The organism is Haloarcula sp. CBA1129, assembly GCF_008729015.1.
Classification (GTDB): Archaea; Halobacteriota; Halobacteria; order Halobacteriales; family Haloarculaceae; genus Haloarcula.
In genome coordinates this window covers 1479426-1505265 of sequence record NZ_RKSM01000001.1, presented here as the reverse complement: position 1 = coordinate 1505265, position 25840 = coordinate 1479426, and the positions used below count along the sequence as shown (strand labels likewise).

At 63.9% G+C, this 25840-nt stretch carries 26 protein-coding genes; 12 read left to right on the top strand and 14 right to left on the bottom strand.

The genetic code is table 11. The features are described 5' to 3' along the window. The first annotated feature begins 170 nt into the window (after positions 1-170). Entirely contained in the window at positions 171-860 is a 690-nt protein-coding gene (locus tag Har1129_RS07415; protein WP_151100076.1) for a ThuA domain-containing protein, read from the top strand. A 277-nt stretch (positions 861-1137) separates the two neighbouring features. Then, positions 1138-2307 carry an NAD(P)/FAD-dependent oxidoreductase gene (locus Har1129_RS07410; RefSeq protein ID WP_151099150.1) on the top strand — a complete coding sequence of 390 codons (1170 nt, stop codon included), beginning with the start codon at positions 1138-1140 and terminating at the stop codon, positions 2305-2307. A 252-nt stretch (positions 2308-2559) separates the two neighbouring features. Here the strand turns inward: Har1129_RS07410 and Har1129_RS07405 are convergent, their stop codons facing one another. The 3 genes from Har1129_RS07405 to glp all read right to left on the bottom strand — a co-directional run bounded on the left by Har1129_RS07405 (position 2560) and on the right by glp (position 6991). Further along, on the bottom strand, positions 2560-3783 hold the full coding sequence (locus Har1129_RS07405) for an iron-containing alcohol dehydrogenase family protein (RefSeq protein ID WP_151100075.1): 1224 nt from the start codon (positions 3781-3783) through the stop codon (positions 2560-2562). 110 nt (positions 3784-3893) lie between these two features. Next, positions 3894-5771, bottom strand: coding sequence for a molybdopterin biosynthesis protein (locus tag Har1129_RS07400; RefSeq protein WP_191906123.1), 1878 nt, complete (start codon positions 5769-5771; stop codon positions 3894-3896). Beyond that, positions 5768-6991, bottom strand: a complete 1224-nt coding sequence (gene glp / locus Har1129_RS07395) for a gephyrin-like molybdotransferase Glp (protein ID WP_151100073.1) — start codon at positions 6989-6991, stop codon at positions 5768-5770. Before glp ends, Har1129_RS07400 begins: the two co-directional genes overlap by 4 nt. Before the next feature lie 68 nt (positions 6992-7059). On the opposite strand from glp, the gene Har1129_RS20520 reads away from it, so the two are divergent. Next, complete coding sequence (locus Har1129_RS20520) at positions 7060-7218, top strand: hypothetical protein (RefSeq protein ID WP_191906124.1); 159 nt, start codon at positions 7060-7062, stop codon at positions 7216-7218. Positions 7219-7270: 52 nt separating this feature from the next. Then, a complete protein-coding gene (locus tag Har1129_RS07390) occupies positions 7271-8497 on the top strand; it encodes a tripartite tricarboxylate transporter permease (RefSeq protein ID WP_151100072.1) in 1227 nt (408 codons plus the stop codon). On the opposite strand, the gene corA is transcribed toward Har1129_RS07390, so the two are convergent. From corA to Har1129_RS07370, 5 genes are all read right to left on the bottom strand, one after another. Beyond that, complete coding sequence (corA, locus tag Har1129_RS07385; RefSeq protein ID WP_151100071.1) at positions 8492-9469, bottom strand: magnesium/cobalt transporter CorA; 978 nt, start codon at positions 9467-9469, stop codon at positions 8492-8494. The genes Har1129_RS07390 and corA overlap by 6 nt on opposite strands. Continuing rightward, positions 9466-9636, bottom strand: a complete 171-nt coding sequence (locus tag Har1129_RS20515) for a hypothetical protein (protein WP_191906125.1) — start codon at positions 9634-9636, stop codon at positions 9466-9468. The genes corA and Har1129_RS20515 overlap by 4 nt, the downstream gene beginning before the upstream one ends. Positions 9637-9679: 43 nt before the next feature. Next, positions 9680-10321 (bottom strand): DUF6517 family protein, encoded by a 642-nt coding sequence (locus tag Har1129_RS07380; RefSeq protein WP_151100070.1) that lies wholly within the window; start codon positions 10319-10321, stop codon positions 9680-9682. Between the two features lie 105 nt (positions 10322-10426). Beyond that, positions 10427-11905 carry a cysteine--tRNA ligase gene (cysS, locus tag Har1129_RS07375; RefSeq protein ID WP_151100069.1) on the bottom strand — a complete coding sequence of 493 codons (1479 nt, stop codon included), beginning with the start codon at positions 11903-11905 and terminating at the stop codon, positions 10427-10429. Positions 11906-11951: 46 nt separating this feature from the next. Beyond that, entirely contained in the window at positions 11952-12437 is a 486-nt protein-coding gene (locus Har1129_RS07370; protein WP_151100068.1) for a hypothetical protein, read from the bottom strand. A gap of 214 nt (positions 12438-12651) precedes the next feature. On the opposite strand from Har1129_RS07370, the gene Har1129_RS20510 reads away from it, so the two are divergent. Together Har1129_RS20510 and Har1129_RS07365 are read left to right on the top strand one after the other, a co-directional pair. After that, positions 12652-12810, top strand: coding sequence for a hypothetical protein (locus tag Har1129_RS20510; RefSeq protein ID WP_191906126.1), 159 nt, complete (start codon positions 12652-12654; stop codon positions 12808-12810). A 114-nt stretch (positions 12811-12924) separates the two neighbouring features. Then, positions 12925-13806, top strand: coding sequence for a CbiX/SirB N-terminal domain-containing protein (locus Har1129_RS07365; protein WP_151100067.1), 882 nt, complete (start codon positions 12925-12927; stop codon positions 13804-13806). Here Har1129_RS07365 and Har1129_RS07360 read toward each other — a convergent pair. Both Har1129_RS07360 and Har1129_RS07355 read right to left on the bottom strand, forming a co-directional pair. Next, positions 13803-14918 carry a PQQ-binding-like beta-propeller repeat protein gene (locus Har1129_RS07360; protein WP_151100066.1) on the bottom strand — a complete coding sequence of 372 codons (1116 nt, stop codon included), beginning with the start codon at positions 14916-14918 and terminating at the stop codon, positions 13803-13805. The two genes, Har1129_RS07365 and Har1129_RS07360, sit on opposite strands and share 4 nt — an antisense overlap. Next, positions 14915-15907, bottom strand: a complete 993-nt coding sequence (locus Har1129_RS07355) for a M48 family metalloprotease (RefSeq protein WP_151102110.1) — start codon at positions 15905-15907, stop codon at positions 14915-14917. Before Har1129_RS07355 ends, Har1129_RS07360 begins: the two co-directional genes overlap by 4 nt. Positions 15908-16094: 187 nt before the next feature. Between Har1129_RS07355 and Har1129_RS07350 the strand changes: the two genes are divergently transcribed. After that, positions 16095-17174 carry a DR2241 family protein gene (locus tag Har1129_RS07350; RefSeq protein WP_151100065.1) on the top strand — a complete coding sequence of 360 codons (1080 nt, stop codon included), beginning with the start codon at positions 16095-16097 and terminating at the stop codon, positions 17172-17174. A gap of 7 nt (positions 17175-17181) precedes the next feature. Here Har1129_RS07350 and Har1129_RS07345 read toward each other — a convergent pair whose 3' ends face one another. From Har1129_RS07345 to Har1129_RS07335, 3 genes are all read right to left on the bottom strand, one after another. Then, a complete protein-coding gene (locus tag Har1129_RS07345; protein ID WP_225307779.1) occupies positions 17182-17745 on the bottom strand; it encodes a hypothetical protein in 564 nt (187 codons plus the stop codon). A gap of 33 nt (positions 17746-17778) precedes the next feature. Next, on the bottom strand, positions 17779-17973 hold the full coding sequence (locus tag Har1129_RS07340) for a methytransferase partner Trm112 (RefSeq protein ID WP_151100064.1): 195 nt from the start codon (positions 17971-17973) through the stop codon (positions 17779-17781). Between the two features lie 114 nt (positions 17974-18087). Then, positions 18088-19464, bottom strand: coding sequence for an adenylosuccinate synthase (locus tag Har1129_RS07335; protein ID WP_151100063.1), 1377 nt, complete (start codon positions 19462-19464; stop codon positions 18088-18090). A gap of 178 nt (positions 19465-19642) precedes the next feature. On the opposite strand from Har1129_RS07335, the gene Har1129_RS07330 reads away from it, so the two are divergent. Next, on the top strand, positions 19643-19948 hold the full coding sequence (locus Har1129_RS07330) for a hypothetical protein (protein WP_004516266.1): 306 nt from the start codon (positions 19643-19645) through the stop codon (positions 19946-19948). A 9-nt stretch (positions 19949-19957) separates the two neighbouring features. Here the strand turns inward: Har1129_RS07330 and Har1129_RS07325 are convergent, their stop codons facing one another. Further along, positions 19958-22492 (bottom strand): hypothetical protein, encoded by a 2535-nt coding sequence (locus Har1129_RS07325; RefSeq protein ID WP_151100062.1) that lies wholly within the window; start codon positions 22490-22492, stop codon positions 19958-19960. Between the two features lie 89 nt (positions 22493-22581). Here Har1129_RS07325 and Har1129_RS07320 point away from each other — a divergent pair, with 89 nt between their 5' ends. The 4 genes from Har1129_RS07320 (at position 22582) to Har1129_RS07305 (ending at position 25721) form a co-directional block, all read left to right on the top strand. After that, the gene (locus Har1129_RS07320) at positions 22582-22977 is read left to right on the top strand and encodes a hypothetical protein (RefSeq protein ID WP_151100061.1); all 396 of its coding nucleotides are present in this window, start codon (positions 22582-22584) and stop codon (positions 22975-22977) included. A gap of 65 nt (positions 22978-23042) precedes the next feature. Further along, a complete protein-coding gene (locus tag Har1129_RS07315) occupies positions 23043-23294 on the top strand; it encodes a DUF6684 family protein (RefSeq protein WP_151100060.1) in 252 nt (83 codons plus the stop codon). Positions 23295-23452: 158 nt separating this feature from the next. Then, complete coding sequence (ctaD, locus tag Har1129_RS07310) at positions 23453-25237, top strand: cytochrome c oxidase subunit I (RefSeq protein WP_151100059.1); 1785 nt, start codon at positions 23453-23455, stop codon at positions 25235-25237. Between the two features lie 214 nt (positions 25238-25451). Beyond that, entirely contained in the window at positions 25452-25721 is a 270-nt protein-coding gene (locus Har1129_RS07305) for a cox cluster protein (protein ID WP_151100058.1), read from the top strand. Positions 25722-25840: the final 119 nt, after the last annotated feature.

Genomic DNA, 25840 nt, shown 5'->3' with positions numbered 1-25840 from the left:
CGTACACGATGCCTGCCCAGAACTATAACCCACCATCCGCAAGCGTGTCCTTAACTGCCGGTTCCTGAAGCACGGTTACGACTCCAAGCGGTCCCAACTGTTCAGAGCGTCAGTCTTTCAGCGAAGAGAGAGTAGTCATATTTTTCCCCGGTTATTCAGTGTATTCTTATATGGTTGCAGTCACCGTGTGGAACGAAAACCAGCACGAACGGGCGACAGGTCCGGCAAATGCGATGTACCCCGACGGGATCCACACGACGCTGGCTGAGATGCTTACTTCATACGGCCACACCGTACAGACAGCGACACTCGACAATCCAGCCCACGGACTAACCGAGGAGGTACTTGCGGAAACTGACGTGTTACTGTGGTGGGGCGATGTCGCACACGATGCTGTCAGCGATGCGACTGCGAACCGCGTCGAGCAGGCCGTCCGTGACGGAATGGGATTTATTCCGCTCCACTCCAGTCACGAGTCGAAGCCGTTCGAGTCGCTCATGGGAACGACCGGAACCCTGCGCTGGCGCGAAGAGGGCGAGCGAGAGCACGTCTGGGTCGTCGAAGCGAGCCATCCCATTACCGACGGGCTTCCCGAGGAGTTCGAACTCGAACGTGCCGAAATCTACGGAAAGGGGTTCGACCTGCCGATACCGGACACCCTAGTGACCGTAAGTTGGTGTGATGACGGCACGGTGTTTCCCAGCGGGTGTTGTTACTATCGTGAGGCAGGGCGGATATTCTACTTTCAACCCGGCCACGAGACGTTTCCGGTGTACCACCAGCCGGTCGTCCAGAAATTATTGCACAACGCCGTTACGTGGGCCGCGCCGGGTGAGGCCGACCGTTCCAGCGCCGAATAATCCGAACGGTCGGAAAACCGTTGTACTGTCTGTTAGCGCCCGATTAACCTTACTCCTCATTCAATTGGTCGGCTAGAAGCGATAGACTGTATCTGTAAATAGGTAATTACGAGACGCCTCTAGAAACAGTAGTCGCTGTTTTACACAAACGGCGTGACCGAAGGCGACTGCAAACGTAGGTGGGTGCGTCACGACCGTCAGGCAGTATGCGAGGACAACAGCGGAGCCGTGGACCGATTCCAAAGGGTTTGTATCTAATGACTCCGGAGAGTGGCCTATGACAGAGAACGTGGTCGTACTCGGGTCGGGGTATGCTGGTGCGGGGGCAATCAAGAGTTTAGAGGACGAGCTAAACGGTGAGACGGATGTGGATGTAACGTGGGTTTCCGAGACGGACTATCATCTGGTCTTACACGAGTCCCACCGATGTATTCGGGACCCGAGCGTGCAGGAGAACATCGCCATTCCCGTTCACGAGATCAAACAGCCCTCGACTGCTTTCGTGCAGGACGAGGTCGTCGGTATCGACACCGACGCTCAGGAAGTGGAACTGGCTGACTCCGACACTGTCGAGTACGATTACCTGCTCGTGGGGCTGGGCTCGCAGACGGCTTTCTTCGGCATCGATGGGCTCGAAGAGCACGCCCTGACGCTGAAGAGCCTCGACGACGCGCTGGAGATCCACGACAATATTCAGCAGGCCGCTCGTGAGGCCTCCACGAACGACCCCGCGCAGGTCGTCATCGGCGGCGCCGGCCTCTCAGGCATCCAGACCGCGGGTGAGGTCGCCGAGTTCCGCGACGAACACAACGCGCCTATCGACATCCATCTGGTCGAAGGCCTCGATCAGGTCCTGCCAAACAGCGACCCCGAGCTTCAGGGTGCCCTGCGCAAGCGTCTGGAAGCAGCCGATGTGAACATCAAATGTGGCGAGTTCATCGGCGAGGTCGACGAGGAGACGGTGTACATCGGCGACGAGGACGAACTGGACTACGACGTACTGGTCTGGACCGGCGGTATCACCGGCCGGGATTGTATGCACGAGGTCGACCTCGACAAGGACGAACGCAACCACCGGGTCCACGCCGAAGGGAACTTCCAGACCGACGACGAGCGCGTCTTCGCCATCGGCGACTCGGCGCTGATCGACCAGCCGGGCGACCAGCCCGCCCCGCCGACGGCCCAAGCCGCCTGGCAAGCCGCCGAGGTGGCCGGCGAGAACCTCGCCCGCGCCGTGCGCGGGCAGCCGCTCAAAACATGGACCCACAAGGACAAGGGAACCGTCGTCTCGGTTGGCGAGAAAGCCGTCGCCCACGACGTCGTGAACGTCCCCATCGAAACGTTCGGCGGAATGCCCGCGAAACTGCTGAAAAAGGCGATTGCCGCCCGCTGGATCAACGACGTGACCGGTGTCGGCCGGGCCGCCAAGGCTTGGCCCGACATGTAGTACCTTTTTATTTCGTCGCCCTTCCTCGCGCGCTCGTAGAGCGTGTTGCGGGCACCACTCTCTGCTCACGGGCGCGGAGCGCCCGTTCGCACGGCCAGCGGGACCTTCGGTCCCGCTCGGCTCGCAAAAATCTACGCTAAAAACGACCGTCTCGCTCCCGCTGGTCGCGAGACGTGAAACCGCGCTCGTTCCACTCGCGCGGTATGCTGCTGCCTCCGCCACTGCGACTGAACGGCAACCGCTCAGCGGCCTCTACCAAGCGGCTTCTAACACGCCGACGATGTCATTTTCTGTGGGCTCCAGTCCCGACGGCGCGTTCGCCATGAACGAGTCTTCGAGGACAGCGTTTGCGACTTCGGGGAACTCCTCCCGATTTGGCCCATCTACGTCCCGGAGTCGTGTCGGCAGTCCCAGCGCCGTGACAACATCGCGAACACGGTCGACGACCGCAGCGGCGGGGTCGTCAGCAGTACCGACATCGAGCGCATCACTCAGAAGCGACCGCCGGCCGTCGACCTGCTCGAAGAGGTACGAGAGGGCGTGCGGAGCAACGACTGCGTGGGCCGCGCCCTGCTGGACCTCGTAGGTCCGGGTCAGTCCGTGACCGAAGGCGTGGATCAGCGAGAGCGTCGTCCCGTCGGCCCGTGCGATGCCGTACTGGACGAGCATGACGCCCTGTGTGAGCGCCTGATACACCCACGGGTCGTCGTCGCCGTTACCAAATGCGAGTAATCCTTCTGTGAGAAGGTTGAGGCCGCGCACCGCCGTCGCGTCGGTAATTGGCGTCGCGTTGGCGGCGTACAGCGTCTCGACGCCCTTGTCGAAGCCGTTCATCGCCGATGCCGCGAGGACTGATCGGGGCGTCGTCGCAATCAGTTCGGGGTCGTAACAGACGGCCGCAGGCATCAGGTTCGTGTCGCCGACGCCGCCACTGGCCGGCTCGTTCACGGGGCAGGTGTCGGGATGAGCGGTGACCCCGGCAACGATAGAGAGGTCGGCGCCGGCCAGCGTCGTCGGGACGGCCACAATTGGCGGCAGCTCCGCTTCCGGGACAGCTATCGTTCCGGAATCAACGAACGCCCGGCCAACGGCGGTTGGGTCGCGGTCGGTGGCCGCGAGGACACTGATGATTTTCGCCACGTCGAGGCTGCTCCCGCCGCCGACGGCCACGAGACAGTCGGCATCGACCTCGCGGAAGTGTTCGAGCCCGTCGTAGGCAGTGCCGAGCCGCTTGGCTGGCGTCGTCTCCGCGAAGACGCCGGCCAGTCGGTCGCCGAGTCCCTCTCGAATAGGGTCCATCACGGCCTGCGTCTCACCGACGGTCGTGCCACAGACGACCAGCGCGCGGTCGTAGCCCTGTGCGTCAAGCTCCGTACCCAGCGACCGCGCGGCGTCGGGGGCGTATCGGAGCGTCGCGGGGTCGTACTCGAACCGGAACGGGGCCTCGACGTCGCCGGCGACCGGTGTGTTGGTCATCGCTGTGACTCAGTCGGTCCCGCTCGTCTTTAGGCCTTCAGGTCGTGGGTCTCCGCTGACACTGCAGCGTCTTCTCAGCGGGAGTCCCCGCGGTTTGGCGCCTCTCGTTACTATGGCTCCATGCCGGCCATCCCGTCGGTCAGTGCATCGAGGTCGTCGAGTGCCTCGGCGAGCACACCCACGCTGTCTTTCTCCCGGCGGTCGGGATTCATGAGTACCCGAACCGGCTGCATTCCCAGCGAGACGAACCCGAGGTCGAGTTTCGCCGCCGTGGCGCGGAGACCGAGACCCGCGTCCGCGTCGCCGGCCAGAACCTTCCGGGGGGGGCTTTCGTGTGCCTTCGTCGTGAGTTCGTAGCCGTCGATGGCATCGACGACTTCGGCGCGGCCGACGCCGCGTTCCTCGCCGAAGGCATCGAGCGCGTCGTCGAAGCTCCGGCGCAGTCCGGAAGCAGTGTCGCGGTTGACGAAGCGATAGTCCCCGTCGACGAGGTCGCCCAGACCGGACACGTCGGTATCAGGACCGACGACCAGCCCCCACTCACGCTGCCAGCCGCCGATATCGGTGGCTTCGTCGTCGCTGGCGGTCGGACCCGCGACGACGGCAATGTCGGGCACGCCGTTGCCGAGGCGGCGGCGTCCCTCGGTCGACCCGAGCGGGAGATACCGCGGGCGGTCGACCGTGTCGAGCAGGCGCGAGAGGAGCGGGTCGTCCTCCCCCATACCTAGGAGTGTCGGCGGCCTGACCGCCGGGGAGAACAGCGTCACGTCGACTGCCTCCCCTTCCGCAAGGTAGTCCGTCCCCGGCGGTACGTCGACGAAGCCATCCGCGTCGACGAGGCTCGTCGTCGCGCCGCTGCCCTTGTCGACGGGGTAGACCAGCAGCGACCCCGATTCGTCTTCGACCAGTCCGGCCGGCATGAGGCGCCTGCGTCCCTCACCGTAGCGCTCCTGAACCGCCATCGTCCCGGAGACCGTTGCCGTCTGTGGCGGGTCCCGTCCGGCGGCGTCCCGGACCGCCGGCGCGACGAACGTCTGGAAGATGGTCAGCGCCGACACCGGATACCCCGGCAGCCCGACGTAGGCCGAGTCGCCGATTGTGCCCACGAGCATCGGCTTGCCGGGCTTGACGGCGACGCCGTGGAGCCTGAGTTCGCCCCGTTCCTCGATAACGCGGTAGATGACGTCGACCGCGCTCGCGCTGGTCGACCCCGAGGAGAGGACGAGGTCACACTCGTCGGCTGCCTCGTGGAGCAACCGCTCCATCTCCGCGTAGTCGTCGCCAGCGTGGGGGTACATCACCGGCTCGCCGCCGGCCTCCGCGACCGCGCCGGCCAGCGTGTAGCTGTTCACGTCGTATATCTGGCCGGCGGCGCTGTCGAGGGGGTTCCCGGGTCGGACGAGCTCGTCGCCGGTCGAGAGGATGCCGACCTGTGGTCGGCCACGGACCGGGACCTCGTCGACACCCAACGCCGAGAGGAGCCCGATTTCCCGGGGCGTGATGCGCGTTCCGGGGCCGAGCGCGCGCGCTCCGGCCGCGATGTCTGCGCCGGCGAGCATCACGTTGTCGCCGGGCGCGACCGAGGTTCGTATCTCGACGCCGTCGTCGGTCTCGGTCGTTCGCTCGACCATCACGACGGCGTCCGCGCCGGGGGGCATCACCGCGCCGGTGGAGATTTCCGCGACGGACCCCGACTCGACTGTTACGTCGGGCTCTTCGCCAGCGTGGACCTCGCCGGCGACCGACAGCGCCACTGGGTCGGCCTCGTCAGCGCCGAAGGTGTCTCTGGCCCGGACCGCGTAGCCGTCCATGCTCGCGCGGTCGAATCCTGGCACGTCGATGTCGGCGTCGACTCGCTCCGCGAGGACGCGGTCGCGAGCCTCAGCCAGCGGGACCGTCTCCGGGTCGGGGTCGATGTCGAGGCCCGCGACGACTTTGTGGGCCTCCTCGGGCGACGCCAGATCGCGGAACTCGCGGCGGTCGCTCACTGCGACCACTCCCAGTCCTCGACGGGCACGGTGTCGCCGGCGTCGTACCCCTCCACGGACTCCGGTACGACGACCCAGCCGTCAGCGAGCGCGACGCTGGAGAGGACGCCGGAGCCACTTGCCCGCGTCGGGGTCGCGGTCGGCTGTTCGTTCGCGTCCGCGTCGTGCAGTTCCACCCGAGCGTAGGTTCTGGTTCCCGGCTCGCTGGCTATCTTCCGTGTCAGTTCAGCCTCGGTGGTCGGCGGTTCTGTCGCCGGGAGGTGGCCTGCCCGACGGAGCGCCGGTCGGAGGAACTGGACGGCGTTGACGATGCAGGCGACCGGATAGCCCGGAAGCATGAGTATCGGCGTCTCTTCGACAACGCCCAGTGCGACCGGGTGGCCCGGCTTCAGTGCGACGCCGTGGACCAGCACCTCGCCGATTCCGTCGACGACCTCCGGCAGCAGGTCCCGTTCGCCGACGGAGGACCCCCCGGTCGTCACGACGATGTCGTGGTCTCCGTCGTCGCTGATGGCCGTCCGGAGCGCGTCGACGTCGTCGGTGACGATGTCGCGATAGGTCGCGTCACCGCCCCAGCGCTCGACGTACTGCGTGACGGTCTGGCCGTTCGTCTCGATAACTTCGCCCGGTTCGGGGTCGTCCTGCACCAGTTCCTCCCCGGTCGGAATCACGCTGACCGTGGGCCGCTCGTACACTTCGACGGCGTCGTTCCCGACTGATTTCAGCAGGCCGAGGTCCGACGGGCGGAGCCTGTGGCCGTCCGCGTACAGCGTCTGGCCTTCCGCCACGTCCTCGCCGACTGGCGCGACGTTCTCTCCGCCCGCGACCGCGTCGAACACCGTGACCGTGTCGCCGGTCACCTCCGTCTCTTCGACCATCACGACGGCGTCGGCACCCTCCGGGAGTTCACTCCCCGTGTGTACGCGGGCCGCTGTTCCTGTGGTCACTGTGTCGCCGGCCCGGAGCGACTCCGGCGACCGCTGGCTCGCGCCGAATGTATCCTCGGCTCTGACGGCGAACCCGTCCATCGCCGCCCGCCGGTAGTGGGGCACCGCTCGCTCAGCAGTGATTTCGCCCGCGACAACGCGCTCGTCGGCGTCGCGCAGCGGGACGCGCTCCGTCCGCTCGTGTGGGGCCACGGCGTCCAGCAGCGTCTCTCTGGCCGCCGTCACCGGCGTTCGGTCCTTGAAGCCGGCTGACTTTCGGGACTCGTTGCTCATGTGGATACGAATGGCCGACACACCAAAAAGCTCGCCAGATTCAGATGGCTTCGGTCGGAAGGCAACGTATGGTTGAATCGACTCTCCGCTGTCGCCTCTGCGGGAGCGAACTCTCGACGGGACTGGTCGCGACCGACAGTCGGCACTGCTGTCTCAACGCCACCCCGATTGCCGGCACCTGTCCCGAGCATGGCCCAGTAGGGCCACACCACGCTGTAGAGAAATAGTCGAGCCGAGAAACACAGAGGTTCAAATACGGGAACGGGGCCACGCTCCGGTATGCTACCGGGGCCCCCCGCAGTCGACCCGACAGCGACGCTCGCGCTACTCACTGCGGCTGGGGCGGGAGTCGGGCTGGGAACACTCAGCGGGCTCGTCCCGGGGCTGCACGCAAACACGTTCGCGCTCCTGCTCGCCGCCGCGGCAAGCGATCTGCCCGGGCCGCGGCTCTATGTCGGCGTCGCGATGCTGGCGGCCGGTGTGACACACACCTTTCTCGATGTGATTCCGGCGCTGGCGCTTGGTGTTCCGGACCCGGCGATGGCGGCCAGCGCGCTGCCGAGCCACCAGCTGGTCATCGAAGGACGGGGCCGGGAGGCGCTTCGCCTCTCAGCGCTGGGGAGCGGACTGGCCGTGGTGTTTGCCGTCCCCCTTGCGGTTCCACTCACGCTGGTAATGGAGCATGCGTATCCGCTGATCCGGCCGTGGCTGTCAGTGCTCCTCGCAGGAGTCGCCGTCTTGCTTGTGGTCACAGAATCCGGCCACCGCCAACGGGTCGGTGCGGCGTGTTCGCTGGCCGCCAGCGGACTGCTCGGCCTCGGCCTGCTGGACGCGTCTGTCACTGGTGCGTTGCCCGTGTCGGACGTGCTGGTCCCGCTGTTCTCGGGGCTGTTCGGCGCTCCAGTGCTCTTGGCTGCCATCGAAGGGGACGGCGTCCCACCGCAGGCCGACGCGACGGTGACGACGCCGCGGCGAACGGTCGGCGTGCTCGCGGGCATCGGGACGCTCTGTGGGGGTGCTGTGGGCTACATTCCTGGGGTCTCCAGTGCCATCGCGGCCACGCTCGCGCTCGGATTCATCGCGGATCAGGGGCCGCGGGCGTTCATCGTGACGACGAGCGGCGTGAATACGGCGACGGCAGTGTTTGCGCTGTTCGCGCTCATCTCGTTGGGAACGCCCCGAACCGGCGTCCTCGTCGCCCTCAACCGTGCCGACGTGCCGCTCGTCTTGCCGGCACTGCTCGCCGCGGTCGCTATCGCCGCAATCGCCGGTGCGATACTCGTTCCGACGCTGGGCGACCGCTACCTCCGGATTGTCGGCCGACTGGACCCGACGTACCTCTCGCTGTCGGTGATTGCGGTGCTCGTTTGTCTCTCCGCGCTCTTCGCGGGGCTGGTCGGCGTGGGAGCGTTCGGGGCGGCGACGGCGGTGGGTCATCTTCCCCCGAAGTTCGGGGCTCGGCGGGCGACCCTAATGGGGGTGTTGCTCGTCCCACTGATGCTATAGGTACCCCCGCTGACGGAAATGAGCGAGCAAGACAGCGACGACAATCACCATCCCAATCATCACCGCGGGGTAGCCGAATGCCCATCCCAGTTCCGGCATATTGTACGGACTGTCGGCGAAGTTCATCCCGTAGATGCCGACCACGAACGTTAGCGGGATGAAGATGGTCGCGACGACGGTGAGCATCTTCATCACCTCGTTGGTCGACTGAGACACCGTGTTCAGGTAGATATCTCGCGCCCCCGCCACAAGGTCGCGGTACGTCTCGGTCAGGTCGACAATCTGGACAAGGTGGTCGTACACGTCCCGGAAGTACTTCTCCGTCTGTGGCTGGATTTGCTTGGGATCGCCACGGGCGAGCACTCCGATGGCTTCGCGGGCGGGCCAGACCTGCTTGCGGAACGAGAGGAGGTCACGACGGACATCGTTGATCCGTTCGAGCGTTTCGATGTCAGTGGAGGTGGTCACTTCCTCCTCGATCTGCTCGATATCGGTCTCGATCTCGTCCAGTAGGTCGAAATACGCGTCGACGATGACGTCGATGACCCGGTAGGCCGTGAAATCCGGGCCGCGGTGGAGGAGTCGCTCGTCCCCGCGGCCGACGGCGTCCATCACCCGCTGGACGGCCGGAACGGCTCCCGTCGACAGCGTGACGAGCCAGTCCGGGCCGATAAACAGGCCGAGCGGCGTCGTTTTCACCTCCTTGTCGAACGTCGTATCGCCGGGCGTAAGCGACGCGGATTTAACGAGTACGAACGTGTAGGCGTTGAACTCTTGGACGTTGGCCCGGACATCGTTCTTGATGTCCTCGATAGTCAGCGAGTGGAGGTCAAAGGCGGAGCTGACGGCCTCGACCTCAGCGGGTGTCGCATCGGTGACGTGAACCCACGTCGTCCCGACAGCGGTTCGGGCAGCCGCCAAATCCTCGTACTCTAACGCCTGTCCGTCGGCGTACACCACTGCGGAAATCACGGTGTATCCTCCGTCGGCGTGGCGTGACCAACGGCCGCCACCGTCAGGCCGACCATGACCGCCGTCACTGATGCGGACCGGCCGGGATAGGCGACGGTCGTCCCGACGGCATAGCCGGCGATGCCGACAAGCGTGAGTGCTACGCCGACGATAAACAGCCGAGTCATGCCTCCGTCATCACTGGCCCGGAAGAAAACAGTGTCCCCGCAGTCAGTTCCCTGAGTGTGAGAGGCCGCCGAGCAGCGTATCGACTCGCGGACTCTCCCGGTCATTGATCCGTTCAGGGTAGACGGCGACGGCGACGACCACGTCGCCCTCGTGTTCGAAGCTCGTGAGGTGGATCAGGACATCGACTTCCTGACCTTCGATGGTTGTCGTCCCGGAGAACACGGATACTTCACGGGTGTCGCCAAGCGACTCCACCGAGCGGTTCCGTTGGAACTGAACGTCGTTGATCTGGTCGTTCCGGCTGGCGACTTCCTCGACAAGGCGTTCGTTGGACCAGCTCGCGGCGGGGTTCAGCGTCTGGCCCGCAACGCTGGCGCTGGGTGTCGAGAAGACGATGAAACTGCCGGCGTTGACTTCACCGACCGGCCCCAAATCGATGCCACGCTGGTACTGCCGGACGTGGTTCGTGACGCGAATCGTTCGCTCCTGACCGGCGACGGTCACTGTCCGCTCGATTGTCTGTTCGTCTGCCATCGACTGTTCGTAGCCGGTTTCTTCGAGTGCACTGTCGCTGACTGACGCGGGCGAGGAGTCGAATTCGACTGTCTCCCCGGTCAGTAAGCCGACGCAGCCAGACGAGACGACGAGTAGTCCGACAAGAAGCGTGAGTATCCCCTTTCGCATTGTTGTTCCTACACCGTGTCCAGTATATAAAGTACATGGCCGTTCAAGGCATTATCTGGACTCCAAAAGACGGGCGATGAGCGGCACGAACCGCTCTGCTGGTCTTCAGAGCCGGTATGTCGGCCCGTCGTCGGTGTCCTGAACCTCGACACCGAGCGCGTCGAGTTCGTCCCGGAGTTCGTCAGCGCGCTCGTAGTTGCCGGCGTCCCGTTCCTGCTCACGGATGTCCAGAACCAGATCGACAACGTCGCCGGCAAGCGACACGTCACCGCTATCATCATCGCCGAACGCCAGCCCGAGGATGCCACCACCCAACTCCTCGAACACTTCGATGGCACGGTGGAGTCCGTGGTAGTCCCGTTGCTCGTGGGCATCTAGGTGGGAGTTCACTGCTGCCGTCAGATCAAGCAGTGCAGTCATCGCTTCCCGCGTGTTGAAGTCGTCGTTCATTGCCGCTTCGAACGCCGAGCGGGCGTCCTCGACGGCGTCGCGAAGTGTCTCGTCGGTTACCTTCGCGTAGGCATCCACATCGTCGCAGGCTTCGACTGCTCGCTCGTAGCCCCGCGAGAGTCGGTCCCAGCGCTCCTCGGCCTCGGCGATGGTCTCGTCGCTGTAGGTCGCCCGCGAGGTGTAGGCCGTCGACAGCAGAAAGGTTCGGAGCACGTCGGGGCCGAACTCCGCGACGGCGTCGCTGACGGTGAAGTAGTTCCCGAGTGAGGAGGACATCTTCTCCTCCTCGGTTTCCAGCAGCCGGACGTGGAGCCAGTACTTCGCGAACTGCTGGCCGGTCGCGGCCTCGCTCTGGGCCACCTCGTTCTCGTGGTGGGGGAAGACGAGGTCCTGCCCGCCGACGTGGATGTCGATGGACTCGTCGAGGTGGGTCATCGACATCGCCGAGCACTCGATGTGCCAGCCGGGTCGACCCTCACCCCACGGCGATTCCCATGTCTGGGCGGTCTGGCAGGCTTCTTCGGCCGGCGCGGCCTCGGGATGCTGGTGCTCGGCGATGTCCTCGGGGTCGACGCCGCCGGCCTTCCAGAGCGCGAAGTCCGCCGGGTGGCGCTTCTCGCCTTCGGTGTCCACACCCTGTGATTCGATGTCGTCGACGGACTGGTTCGAGAGCTTGCCGTACTCCTCGAAACTGGTCACGTCGAAGTAGACGGAGCCGTTTTGCTCGTAAGCGTGACCCTGCTCGACAAGCCGTTCGACAAGGTCAATGATTTCCGGGACGTGCTCGGAGACGCGGGGGTACACCTCTGCACGGCCGAGGTTGAGCGACCGCATGTCCTCGATGACCTGCTGGACGTAGTGGCGGGCCACGCTCTCCTCGCTGTCGCCGTCCTCGCCGACGCGGGCGACGATCTTCTCGTTGACGTCGGTGAAGTTCTCGACGTGGTGGACGTCGTAGCCCAGATGGTCGAGCCAGCGGGCCATCACGTCGACGTGAACCCAGCCGCGCGCGTGGCCGAGGTGGGGCGGGTCGGAAGTCGTCAGCCCACAGTAGTACAGCAACACGGAGTCTGGGTCGCGCGGCTCGAAGGGCTCTTTCTCACCGGTCAACGTGTTCGTCACGCGAAGCGTCATTATCGGGGGAACTGTGTCCGCCCGCTTTAAGCCGTCGGAAGGCGACTCATCCCTGTACTGTCGCTTCGACTACCCGGAGCGCGTCCGGTCCCGCACGGCGGCTCACCACTACGACGAGCGCGTCGTCGGTGACACCGGCAGCGTCAACGGGAACGTCTGTCGCTCGCAGGCGTCCCAACACTTCGGCAAGCGCCGACGGAGACAGGTCGCCGGTGGCGACGATGCCGGTCAGCGAGCCAGCGTCCTCGGCGAAGGCAGTACCGCCGACTTCGAGGACGGCATCCGTCCCGGCGTCGGTCGTCTCGACCTGCCCGAGCCCGCTCTGCATCGATACGCGAGCGTCGCTGTCGTGTGTCGGAGCGTCTTCCAGTTCCTCGGCGAACCGACGGAGCGCAGTCGCGATGGCTTCCGCCTCACCGTCGATGTCGAGCGTGCGCGCAGCGGCCGTGTAGTTGACGATCCCGGCCCGAAGTGCGTCGTAGAGAAACGGGCGCTCGCGGACGGCGTCTCTGGTCGCGGCTGCGAGTGACATTGGCGTCAGGCACGAACGGCGCGGCCAAAAGCGGTTCCATCGATACGAGCGATGCGGTTCTACTGAGCAGAGTGTCAGCGGTGTCTGTTCCGTCCCGCCATAATAACGGGACGGACGCGCTGGACCCGCAGAATTGTGGCCTGCTCCCAGCAAGTGAGAACAGTCAGGGGGGATTGTGTCTCTGGATGCCCACTCTCTACATGAGGAAAGGACAATGGCTATTGCACAACGCGAACGGCAGGCCTTCGGACAGCCTCTGGAACCGGCGGAACGAGTCATTGGTGGCATTGTTGTCGCTGCTGGCGCGCTGGGACACGCCGCACTGCTGGCAGCAGCCGGACTGTTGTTCTACGTCCTCCTGTTCGGGCTGTGATCGGGCAGCATCGGTCAGCAACTACACACTTCCGGAGTTCAACAGTGAACAGCCTGCCGGCTATCCGTGCAGGCCAACGAAGGCCCTAAGGACGGCTCGCACCAACCAGTGGCTATGGACGAAGCACTCGTTATCGCGGCTCATGGCTCCCACTTGAACGCCGAGTCGAGTACGCCCACCTACAACCACGCCGACACGATTCGGGCGACCGGCGCGTTCACCGAGGTCCGTGAGTCCTTCTGGAAGGAGGAACCGTCGTTCCGGGAGGCGTTGCGGACCGTCGACGCCGACGAGGTGTATCTGATCCCGCTGTTCATCTCGGAGGGGTATTTCACCGAGCAGGTCATCCCCCGGGAGTTCCGACTTGAGGACTGGGACCCCGAGCTGTGGGACTCCGACGGGACGAGCGCGACCAACGCGACGCTGACCGCCGAAGACACGGGCCAGACGGTCCACTACTGTGGCCCGGTCGGGACACACGACTCGATGAGCGATGTCATCGTCCAGCGGGCCGAGTCCGTCACCGGAGACCCTGATGTCGGTGAAGGGTTCGGCCTCGCTGTCGTCGGCCACGGCACGGAGCGAAACGAGAACTCCGCGAAGGCCATCCAGTACCACGCCGACCGCATCCGCGAGCGGGACCGCTTCGACGAGGTGCAGTCGCTGTTCATGGACGAGGACCCCGAGGTCGACGACGTCGCGGACTACTTCGAGAGCGAAGATATCGTCGTCGTGCCGCTGTTCATCGCCGACGGCTTCCACACGCAGGAGGATATCCCCGAGGACATGGGCTTGACTGACGACTACCGGACGGGCTACGACGTACCGACAACCGTCGAGGGCCACGACATCTGGTACGCCGGCGCGGTCGGCACAGAGCCGCTGACTGCTGATGTGGTCCTCGAACGGGCAGCCGATGCCGGGGCCGACGTGCGCAGCGCCATCGAGCAGGTTCGCGAGGAGACCGGCGGTGCGAACCCCGCAACGGGTGACTAGCGGTACCGGGCAACGATTGCCTCGGTGCCCGAGTGGAGTATCGCCTGTTCTGTGATAGCATAGAGAAAACTGAAGTCGAGACGTGGCTCATGCCAGTGAAGGCTGCCGTCCTCACCGAACTGAAACAGGCCGTGGTGTTTCGTGTTGAGGAACACTGAGCCGTCGTCCGGGGCCGGAACCGCACCGGTAGCCCCGACATCTGTCTCGTATGCAGATCGCCCCCGCTCCATGCCCGCCAACCGCTGGTCGCCAAACCGCCACTGCTCTTCGCCATCAGCAGTGGAAACAGCGAGCAGTGCGTGTCGCTCCGGAACGTAGATAATTTCACCGCTAGCGCTGAACCGTAACGGCCCGTCCGGGATGCTGATCTCCTCGTTCACCCAGCGACGCGATCCCGAGACACGGTCGAACGCCCGAAGGTGCTCCGAGCGAACGTAGACGGTCTCACCGTGCACGTGCGGCCGACCGTTGAGACTGCGCTGAAGGGGATGACTCCACCGACTGGCTCCAGCAGGCGTATACACGCTGAGTCGGTATTCGTCGCCGGTTCCCCAGTCGACGGCGAGCCCGTCGGCTCCCGCGCCGAGGGTCGGGCTCTCGCTCTCTGATGGCTCCACGGGGACTGCCAGCGACTTCGACCAGCGTTCGGTCCCGTCGGCTGTGTCAAACGCGCGGAGGGTGCCGCGCTCGGTCCCGACGTACACACGGTCGTCAGCGGCGGCGATACTCGATACCGGGCCCGGGACGGTTGTCGTCCACGACCGTCCGTCGCCGGCCACTGCGACGACACGTCCCGTTGCTGTCCCGAGATAGAGCTGGGTGCCGTCACTGGCCCAGTCACTCACGACGCCTGTTACCTCAAACCGGCCCGACCGGGAGCCGTCAGAAGTACTGTACCGTGCGACTTCGCCAGTCTTGGCGTCGTCGAGGAGGTCCGTCGTCTCGAAGGTCACCTCGAACAGCGTCCCGTCCACCAGCGTGACGAGGCGGCCGCCAATGTCGGCTGTTTCCCACTTCTTGTCGCCCGGGCCCGGGCGATAGCCACATCCTGCGAGCGACCCGATGACGCCGGTGAGGCCCGCCAGAACTGTCCGACGGCTGTACGCTGTCATAATGTGCCCGCCCCGGCCATCTCTTCTAGACGTTCGATACGGGCCTCGGTCGGTGGATGCGTTTCGGGGAACACGTCGCTGGCGACCAGATCGGGGTCGTCAGCGAACTGCGTGTCGTCGATAGGCGCAATACAGAGCGCACCGAGGCCACCGTCCTGCGCCCGGAGGTCGCGGTCCGGCGCTGCCGTCAGTTCGGTGTCGATAGTCTCCAGAGCGCTTGCGAGTGCCGCCGGGTCACCGGTAATAGCGACGGCACCGCGGTCGGCTGCGTACTCGCGGTATCGGGAGAGCACGCGAAACAGCGTGACACTGGCGAGCCAGAAGACGGCGGAGATAGCGAGTGTGAGCAGCGCACTGACAGTCAGGATGACCACACCGAGAAGGAGGCTCCGGGCGCTGTCGCTGTCCGTGTGATGGAAGCCGGTAAATGCACCGGGGATAGCCTGAAGCAGTCCCAGAGTCCCTCCGGCAAGACTGTAAGTAAACGAGGGGAGAAGATAGGAAAGCGACATCACAGTCGCATCGCGATTCTTGATGTGTGCGAGCTCGTGAGCGATGACCGCATCTCGCTCCGTGGCGTCAAGTACGTCAAGCAGGCCAGTTGTCACTACCAGCGTCGCGTTCTCGGTTCTCCCGCCGACGGTGAAGGCGTTCGGCGCATCGCTGTCTGCGACGGCGATTGACGGTGTCGGAAGATCGACCGACTGCGACAGTCTCGCCACACTGTCGACAAGAGCAGGTCTGTCATCCGCACTGACAGGACGGGCGTCAAGCGCCTGCAGGGCGATGGTGTCCCCAACAGTGAATTGTGTGGCAAAGCCCACGAGCACGACACCGACGACCAGCCACGGCTCAAGGTAGAACCGGCCGGCGAGTACCCAGTCGGTTGCCAGTTTCGCCAGCCATATCCCGGCCGTATTCATCGCAGCGAGGCCCGCATAGACGAAGCCAACCGGGAGAAGCCCTACCAAGACAACAGCTACGCCCATCCGGACCTGCAACCCCCGATCAGTCGGCCAGTCCACGCCGTCCACCCCCGGGCGTGGACTGTCTCCACGAATATTCCATGAATTACGCCCCACTTCCCTAAAATATAATACTAGCGGTCATGGAACTATCGCCGCTCTGATTGCCGGAACAGGCGACTTTTCCCGGTCCAACACCTACGGCGAGGGTATGGACGACACCCGTATCGAGGCGTTCGCCGAGGCAGCGTCGGACGGCATCGCGTTCGACGGCATCGAGGCAGCGGTCGAGGGTGAGCGATACGCCGTCGAGACAGCCGAGGACTCCGAGCCGACGACTATCGCGGACCTCGACGCCCTGTCATCGTCGTACCCCGAGTACATCTCGAACTGGTACTTCTGGCACGCGACCGCCCCACAGACCGAGTCACGGTGGGCCTTCCTCCGGTGGCTCGAAGCGGCAGAGCAGGCGTCAGTCCCCGACCGGTACGACCGCCTTCAGGACGGAATCACCACAACATGGGGAGAGCTGTTGGTCTCCGTGACACTGACCGACGAAGGAAGCCGGGTGTACGAGCTTCGCCACGCCGACGACGACGGAACGCCTGTTGCAGACCTCGACACATACGAGGACCCGCTGGAGGCTCGCGAAATCGCGAAACACGACGACGACGGCGGTTACCGCCCGCTCAAGACCGCACCGTCACTCCAGACCGGCTGGGCGTTCCCCGAGCTATCGGCGGCCGAGCTTGTCACGACGGTCGACACGTTCTATCCGGCCACGATTGCGAACTGGCACCGCGAGCGGGAAGGCGAACTCGACGTGACCCACTGGCGAGACACTGTCGACCGTCAGACGGGAATCTACGGGGTCGTCAAGACTTGGGACCGCGGCGACGGCTACGAACACGTCAACTGGGTCGCCGAGGCCTGCTGTGACGATTCCCAGTGTCTCAAGCGTCGAGAGTGGCAGTACGACGACGAGACAGACCTCGACGTGGACGGCGGATCGGGGACGTTCCCCTGTCGTGAACCCTGTTCGCTGGTCATCGCTGGCGCACGCCAGTGGACGAAACTCGAAGGCGAGGGTACCCAGACCTACGAGTTCGAACTCACCCCCAGCGAGAAAGAACAGATCGAGGATATCATCGACGCCGTGGCCGACGGCGAGGCCGAGGACATCCGTGAGGCCGACATCTACGAGGGAGCCAACCGGTACCGGACGCGGTTCCTGCGGGCGAAGCTGTTCGATGAGGATGGGAACCTCGGCGGCGTCGAGACGGAACAGTAACCGGGTTTCAGGACGAGCGGACTGCGACGGACAGGAGTCCCAGCGCGATTGTGACCGCGAGGGCTGCGCCGACGGTCAACAGCACGTTCCCGGTGAGTACCATCGTGATGAGTCCCGCAATCAGGACCGTGAAGCCGCCAGCCGCCAGTAGCGGCCCCGCGGACAGGTCTTCGAGGCTGGGTTCTGACTCCGTAGCTGGTTTCGGCTGTGGTTTCGACAGCTCGTCGTCGACGATGACCGGTTCGTTCTCGGTCCCGCCCTCCGGAATGAAGATGTCGATGTACCGGGTCTCGGCACCGTAGCCTGTCACGACTTTCAGCTTGCCACGGACCGGTCCATCACCGTCGACGGTCACCCTGACCAGTCGGTCGGTCTCGGCCCGCACGTGGTGATTCGTGGCGTCGAGAGATGCGACAGAAGAGAGCGAGTCGTCGAGGTGAAGATGGGCGTGCAGTGCCTCGCCGTGGTTGACTAACTGTACGTCGAAACTCCCTGTCGCGTCGAACTCGTTTGGCACTTCCAGACTGTGGATGTCCGTCCGATTGAGGTGCACGGGCAGGGAGTCAGGCACGGACGTGACTCCGCGGTGCGAGGAAAAAAAGGTTCAGGCCGGTGCCTCGTCGCGCATGTCCGGCGGGAGGAGGTTCGGAATCCCGTCCTCGATGGGGAACGTCTCGCTACACTCGGTACAGACGAGTTCGCCCGACATGATCTCGCCGTCGTCGCGCTCCGTCACTTCGAGGTCGAGGTCGTGCTTGTCCAGAGGGCAGCAAATAATTTCCATCAGGTCCTCTTTCATACATTCAGTCAAGACCGGCGGTCGCAAAAGTCTGCCGCTCTCCCAGTGGGTGTCGCCCCGTCGCTGGGCAACGGTAGGTGAGCACTCAAACGTCGAATTAGGCGGGAAAGCCCGTTAGAACGGATGCTCGCGGACGATAGTTTCGCCGCGGCCGGGGCCGACGCCGATGGCGTAGGCCGGCGTGTCGAGTTCGGACTCGATGTATTCGACGTAGGCTTTCGCGTTCTCCGGCAGTGCGTCGTACCCCTCGTCGGCGGCGTCCGCCCAGTCGACCTCGGGCCAGCCGTCGAATGACCTGAAGTTGGCTTCACACCGCTTCCACTGCTCGGTGGTCGCGGGCATCGACGCCAGCTCCTCGCCGTCGAGCGTGTACGTGTGGCCGACCTTCACTTCGTCGAGGCCGGCGAGCACGTCGAGGTGATTGATGGCGATTCCGGTAAAGCCGGACACGCGCGTCGAATGGCGCAACATCGGCAGGTCGAGCCAGCCGACACGTCGCGGTCGACCGGTGACAGTACCGTACTCGCCGCCTTCCTCGCGGATGTAGTTCGCCAGCTCCTCGTTCTCGCCTTCGCCCTGCTCGTCGTAGCCGGGCGTGTCGCCAACGACGCCGCCGAGTTCGGTCGGCAGCGGGCCGCTCCCGACGCGGGTGAGGTACGCCTTCACGATACCGATAACTTCGCCGTCGCCGACGACGCCGGGGCTGAGTCCGGTCCCGGTCGCCGCGCCGCCGGCCGTCGGGTTCGATGACGTGACGTAGGGGTAGTTCCCGTGGTCGATGTCGATGATGGTCCCCTGTGCGCCCTCCAGCATGACGTTCTGGCCTTCGTCAATGGTCGCGCTGAGGAAGGCTCCAGCGTTGACGGTCATGTCCTCGGCCTCGAAGCGGCGGCCGAACTCGCGGAACTCCTCGAAGAGGGCGTCCACATCGAAGGCGTCCGGGTCGTCGAGGTCATCGACGTCGAGGTCGTACACGTCTTCGACGACGGCTCGCTTCTGCGGAACGACGTATTCGAGGCGCTCCCGGAGCACGTCCGGGTCAAGCAGGTCGCCGACGCGGACGCCGCGGCGACCGGCCTTGTCCTCGTAGGTCGGGCCGATACCCCGGCCTGTCGTCCCGACTTCGTCATCCGTTTCGCTCTTTAGTTCCTCCTCGATACCGTCGAGCACGCGGTGGAACGGGAGAATGACGTGTGCTCGTTCGGCGATGCGGACGTCCGGTTCGAGGCCGCGTTCCTGAAGCGTGTCGATCTCGTCGAACAGCGTTCGCGGATTGACGACGCACCCGTTGCCGAGTACGCCGACCTTGCCGCGGATGGCTCCGCTCGGAACCAGCGAGAGCTTGTACTCCTCGCCCTCGTGGACGACGGTGTGGCCGGCGTTGTCGCCGCCCTGATAGCGCGCGACGACATCCACGTCGTCGCCGTACAGGTCGACGATGCCGCCCTTCCCTTCGTCGCCGAGCTGTGAGCCGACGATGGTTACGGTCATCGCACGCACCTTCCAGCCACCGTGATAAACAGATTACGGTCCGGAACTCACGCTCGTGAGCAGTACCCATGTGAACCGTTACGACGGTTTTAAGACACCCCTGTTCGAACGTATCAACGTTGTAGCGATTCGCCGAGGGAGAACCTTTAAATACCGCAAACACAAGTTAACAATTGCCATGATAGACAGGCTTGAAAAGGAAGTTGACATGCTGGAGCGCCACTTGCAGGTGCTTCGCATGGTTATCGAGAACGAGCCTATCGGTATCGTGAAGATGTCCAACGAAACCGGCTACCCACACCACAAGGTACGCTACTCCCTGCGCGTCCTCGAAGAGGAGAACCTCATCGAGCCCTCCAGCCAGGGTGCGATCACGACCGAACAGACCGGTGAGTTCGTCGACGACCTCGACGAGAAGGTCGACGAAATCATCGACAAGCTCGAAGGTATGAAGATCGAAGACGCGGCCGAAATCGAAGGCTAAGCTTCTCTCTCAGAGTTCCGGGACCGCCAGGTGGAACTCCTGGTTTCTCGCTTCTAACAGACAGAGGTGAAACCCCTCCTTACGCGAGAGGTTCACGAAGCTCTTCCGCTTATCACGGCTGAACAGCCCGCTGGAAGTGGCGTCTTCGGCGGTTTCGAGCGCGCCCGGCTCAAAGAAACTGCTCGTGACGAGAAACGCCGATGCAAGCGACCCAGAGGCGTTGCCGACCCGCTCGGCGTTCCGGATGAGGTCCGACATCTGGCCCTCGGAGGCCGGTTCGCGCGAGTCGTTGATGTTTGCGACGACCAGCGGATTCCCCATCCGGTCGCGGACGACGACGTCGAACTGCTCCTGTGAGCGGTTCTCCTGTCCGTCCTCCGTGTAGGTCACCGTGACGTTGCCGTTCAGTTCGGCGCGGTCGATAGCTGGCAGTCCCTCGTAGAGGTCCTTCATCGCTCCCGCGTGTCCGGTGTCCCGGATCTCGTAGAGGAGGTTCCGGATGAGCCAGTTGACAAAGCGGTACTGGATGCTGTCTTCGAGGAACTCCTCGAATGGCGTTCCGTTGACCGTTGCACCCTCGGCTTCGAACTGCGTGTGGTACTCCAGTCTGAGGTTCGCCTCGACATCCTCGCGGCTCGCATCGCCGTCTCTGGCCTCCTCCAGTGTTGCCTTGCCCTTCGAGTTGTACCTGACGAAGAGGTTCGTCCCGTTTATCGCCTCGCCGGCACTGAGCCGTGTGCCCTCTACGGCGGTGTTGTTTTGCTCGTCGAGTTGTTCTTCCAGCCGGTCGATTTCGGCCCGCGCATCGGCTAGCTCTGACTCCAACCGGTCGCGCTCGTCCCGAAGCTCCTGATTCGTGGCTTCAAGATCTGTAAGCTCAGATTCGAGGTCCGACACCGTCTCGGCTCGCTGTTCGAGTTCGGATTCGAGTTCTGCAACGCGCTCCCGCTCGCGCGGTGACGGCTCTTCGTCGGCAGGCGACTGTCGCTGGTCCCCTGTCGAAGGCTGGGGCTGGGGTGTCTCGGCCGACTGTGTGTCCTGTGTAGTTGTGCTATGGGTCTCCTGAGCCGGTGTTGGTCCTTGCACACTGGATTCGGTCGACGGTGTCGAGTCGTCCTGTGCTGGCTGGTCGCGTCGTGGCGTCGATACCTGCTGTCCGCCTGTCGGCGGCGTCTGGGCGGGTGACACGCTGGTCGTCGTGCTTTCCTGTGCACCGCCGGACTTGTTCGGGTCCAGCGACGGGACCGAACGCGTTTCGAGGTCCGCGCTTGATCCGCCAGAACCGGCGTCCGGTGTCGGAGTTGCCGCTCCAGTCCCGGGCTGTGCCTGTGACGGCTGTGCCTCCGCGCTCTGTCTCGGTTTCGATTCGGGAGGGTCGGCGCGATGGCCTGTCGGGGCCGTCTGGTCGCTCTGTGTCGGCGAACTGCGGTCGCTCGCCTGCTGGGCTTCTTGCGTCTGTGACGACTCGGTCGACGGCCGCTTCGGTTCGGCCTCCGCGGCAGCCTCACGCACCTCGGTCCCTCGCTCGGTGGCATTATCCTCGGGTTCTGTCTGTGTCGCGGTGTCGGTGCCTGTCGTCGCCCGACCGGTCGTTTCGGTCTCGGGTCGGCTGTCCGCATCCGGCTTCTCGTCCCCGTTCGGTTGTGCATCCGACTCGGAACCACGGCGGGACCGGCCCGGAGTCGCACCAGTGACTTTCGATCCCGGTGGGCCGCTGCTTGCGGGACCACGGTCCGCTGTCGACTCTGCCGCGGCCTGAGTCTTCCCGGTATCGTCGGTTTCGTCGGCTCCGCTGTTCTCGAGTGTCTCCGGTCGCGTCTCCGCCGGTTCGTTGCTGGCGTCGTCCCGTATCGGTTCGTCCGGCTCTGACACCTCGGGCGGCGTGTTATCTACCGTCCCAGCGTTGGCCGGGTCATCGGCGACAACCGTCTCGTCACCTGCCTCGAGCGGATCGACACCGGTAGCCGATGGGTCTGCCGACTGCTCGTCCGCGTCGTCTTCCGGCGATTCTGGAATCTCGACCGGCTCGATGTCGACCGGCATGACCTCGTAGATGCCGACCTCGTCGTTGGCCGTTTCGAACGCCTCGTCATCGGTGAGGAGGTTGTCGGAGTTGCCGACCCACGCGACGCTCATCGAGCGGCCCTGATGATAGACGGTGTAGTAGTCGCCCGAGAGGACGTTCTCTGAGAGTTCGATAAAGCCGGTAAAGTTGCCGCTCGACAGCGTCTGGTCGACTTGCGCAAGCGCTGTGTCTTCAGTGTAGTACTGTGCTTTCACCTCGTCGGCGCGCTCCTGCATCACTGCAAGCAGTGGCAACGCCTCGTGGGGAGACCGCTTGGCTGTTCCCGACGCGTCCTCGAAATCCTCGATGGTGCCGTCGAGGACACCGACGACGGTCCCGTTCAACATGAACAGGCGCGTCGGACCCGTGATGACCGCACCGGAGAACTCCTGTCCAGCGAGGTCCCGCAGGCCCGCGAACCCGCCGTCGAACGGAACCGACTCCCAGCCGTCGATCCGTTCGACCGTGTGTGTACTCATTACTCTCACCAAGCCGGATGGTGGACAAATAGTTTGTGCCCACGGGCGCGGTCCGATGGACATATGACGATTCGAATGTAAGTAGTGGTATGGCAGAGGAGCCGGGACTAAGCGACCAGTATCCGACTGCGAGTCCGTGGCCGCTGTTTGTCGCACTCGGATTAGCACTGTCAGAGATCGGCGTGTTCGTCGGGCTCTTTCCAGTGGCTGTCTTCGGGTTGATACTGTTTGGCGGGAGTATCGCCGGTATCCTCACGGAGTCCGGGTACGTGGAACGGCCGTGGCCGACCCTGCTGGGCGTAGGGGTAGTTCTTATCGTCATCGCCGCTGCGTTTGCGCTCTGGCAGGTCCCAGTCGCCGACATCGCGCTGTCGAATGTCGGGACCGGGCCACTCCTCACTCGGCTGGTGGCCGTCGCCGCAGCGGGTGCTGTGATGATCGCGATGGGCGGCGTCGCCTCGATAATGGAACAGACCGCGGCCTGAGACGGGGACCCGGACGTTTGACCGAAACCAACACTCTATTTACTGGCCTGTTCTAACGGGGAGGCATGGCACTGTTCGGGTTCGAAAAAGACACCCTGCTCGACCTCACCGTGAACGTCATCCCGCTCGGGATTCTCTTCTTCTTCATCGTCGCGTTCGCCGCGTTCCCGGCGTTCGGAACGGATCCCGTTTTCACCGGGATGCAGTTCGCACTGATTATCTCGATGTTCCTGTTGCTCGCGGTCCTGACCTACTATGCGGGGAAGGCCGTCGAGAACGCTGAGAAAGAGAACGGCGAACTGGGCCACGAGGATTGAGCGGGCAGTTCCAGACAGACCGTTTCTGAAACCGACCGCACCCGCCGCCGGGAAACAGTGTGAGGCGTCCCTTCTTTCTGCGGTTTCAATGCCGGATGAGCATCGTCGTTGCTGCAGGAATCGACCCTTTGATAATGTCCCAGTCCTGAAGGACGACTATGGTAGCAGGAGATATTGTGCTGACGGGGCTGATGGCCGTCCTCCTCGTCGGCGTCGCCGCGCTTCTTACCCGTGTCGAGAACTGGCGTTCCTATACGCCGCTCGCGGGTGGCGGGGCCGTCACGGGTGACGAGACAGCGGTCATCAACCGTGAGAAACCCGCAGGTATCATTCGCTGGCTAACAACGGTCGATCACAAGGACATCGGTCTGTTGTACGGGGTGTACGCCGTCATCGCATTCGCCGTGGGCGGTATCATGGCGATGCTCATCCGCCTCCAGCTCGTCACGCCCGCCGGGGCCATCCTTGGAAACAACGCCTACAACTCCATCCTGACGAGCCACGGCATCACGATGTTGTTCCTGTTCGGGACGCCCATCATCGCGGCGTTCGCGAACTACTTCATCCCCCTGCTTATCGGGGCTGATGACATGGCGTTCCCGCGTATCAACGCCATCGCGTTCTGGATACTCCCGCCCGCCGCGCTGCTTATCTGGGCCGGGTTCTTCCTCGCGCCGGTGACCGAGAACATGATCGAGCCGGCCCGCACGGCATGGACGATGTACACGCCGCTGTCGGTCGAGCAGGCCAACCCCGGCGTCGACCTGATGCTGCTTGGGCTGCACCTCTCCGGTATCGGGGCGACGATGGGGGCGATCAACTTCATCGCGACCATCTTCACGGAACGCCACGAGGAGGTCAACTGGGCGAACCTCGATATCTTCTCGTGGACGATTCTCACCCAGTCCGCGCTGATCCTGTTCGCGTTCCCGCTGCTTGGCAGCGCCATCGTGATGCTGCTGCTGGACCGGAACCTTCAGACGACGTTCTTCGCCGTCGAGGGCGGTGGCCCGCTGCTGTGGCAGCACCTGTTTTGGTTCTTCGGCCACCCCGAGGTGTACATCCTCGTCCTGCCGCCGATGGGCCTCGTGAGTCTGATCCTGCCGAAGTTCTCGGGTCGGAAGCTGTTCGGCTTCAAGTTCGTCGTTTACTCGACGCTCGCCATCGGCGTCCTCTCCTTTGGCGTCTGGGCCCACCACATGTTCTCGACGGGCATGGATCCGCGGCTCCGGGCGTCGTTCATGGCTGTCTCGCTGGCTATCGCGATACCGAGCGCCGTCAAGACGTTCAACTGGATCACGACGATGTGGAACGGCCGCCTCCGTCTGACGACGCCGATGCTGTTCTGTATCGGCTTCGTCTCGAACTTCATCATCGGCGGCGTCACCGGCGTCTTCCTCGCCTCCATCCCGATTGACCTGATCCTGCACGACACCTACTACGTCGTCGGGCACTTCCACTACATCGTGATGGGCGCTATCGGCTTTGCGGCCTTCGCCGGTATCTACTACTGGTTCCCGGTGTTCACCGGCCGGATGTACCAGCGTACCCTCGGGAAGGCTCACTTCTGGCTCTCGATGGTCGGGACCAACATCACGTTCTTCGCGATGCTCGCGCTCGGCTACCTCGGAATGCCACGGCGGTACGCCACCTACCAGTTCGACGGCGCTATCGCACCGCTGACGCAGGTCAGCACCTTCCACCAAGCGGCAACGGTGGGTGCGGTCATCCTGTTCATCGGCCAGCTGTTCTTCGTCTGGAACATCGTCCAGTCTTGGCTCGAAGGGCCGAAAGTCGAGGACGGCGACCCATGGAACCTCGAACGCGACGGTATGCTGGACCGTGAGTTCCAGTGGTTCGACGAGCAGCTCGCGGCCGAGGAGCCGGAGAAAGACCCGTCGCTGCTCGCTGACGGCGGCCAAGAAGAACAAGACGACTCGTAAGCACCCCGGATTCTGTTTCAGCCTGCTTTTGTCGTTCGTAGCCAGACGAGATTACAGTGCCTGTTAGCTTGCGCCGGAGACAAGTACCATAGCCGTCACGAACATCATAAGCGCGATTCCAGTCAGGACGAGAAACAACAGCTCCTTCTGTGACATAGGGTAGCTACGGCGTGGAAGTGAAAAAGGCTAATCGTCTCCGAGCCGTTGTTCCCACATGACCGAGCAAGCCAAGGGCAGGTCCGGACAGGGAATTGTCCTTCGTCTGTACGTTGCTATTGTTGTTCTCGCCGGTGTGATGGGGTTCGTACTTGGCAGTATCCGACCCGAAGACCTCCAACCGGAACTGTTCGGCGTCATCGCGTTGCCGCCGACACCGTTTGGCGTCGCTGTCTACGGATTCGTCACTATCGGTGTCGTCCTCGGCGTGTTGCTCGGCCTCGTCGTGTACGTCTCCGAGCGAATCGACGACACAGCCAGTTCGTAATTAGCGTCCCAGTGACACGCATTGCTCGACATCGGTAGCGATTTGCTCAGACCACACAATCAGAAGCGCTGAAAAATACAAGGCCACTACAGTAGAGCGGCTGTCTGGACTGGCTGCCA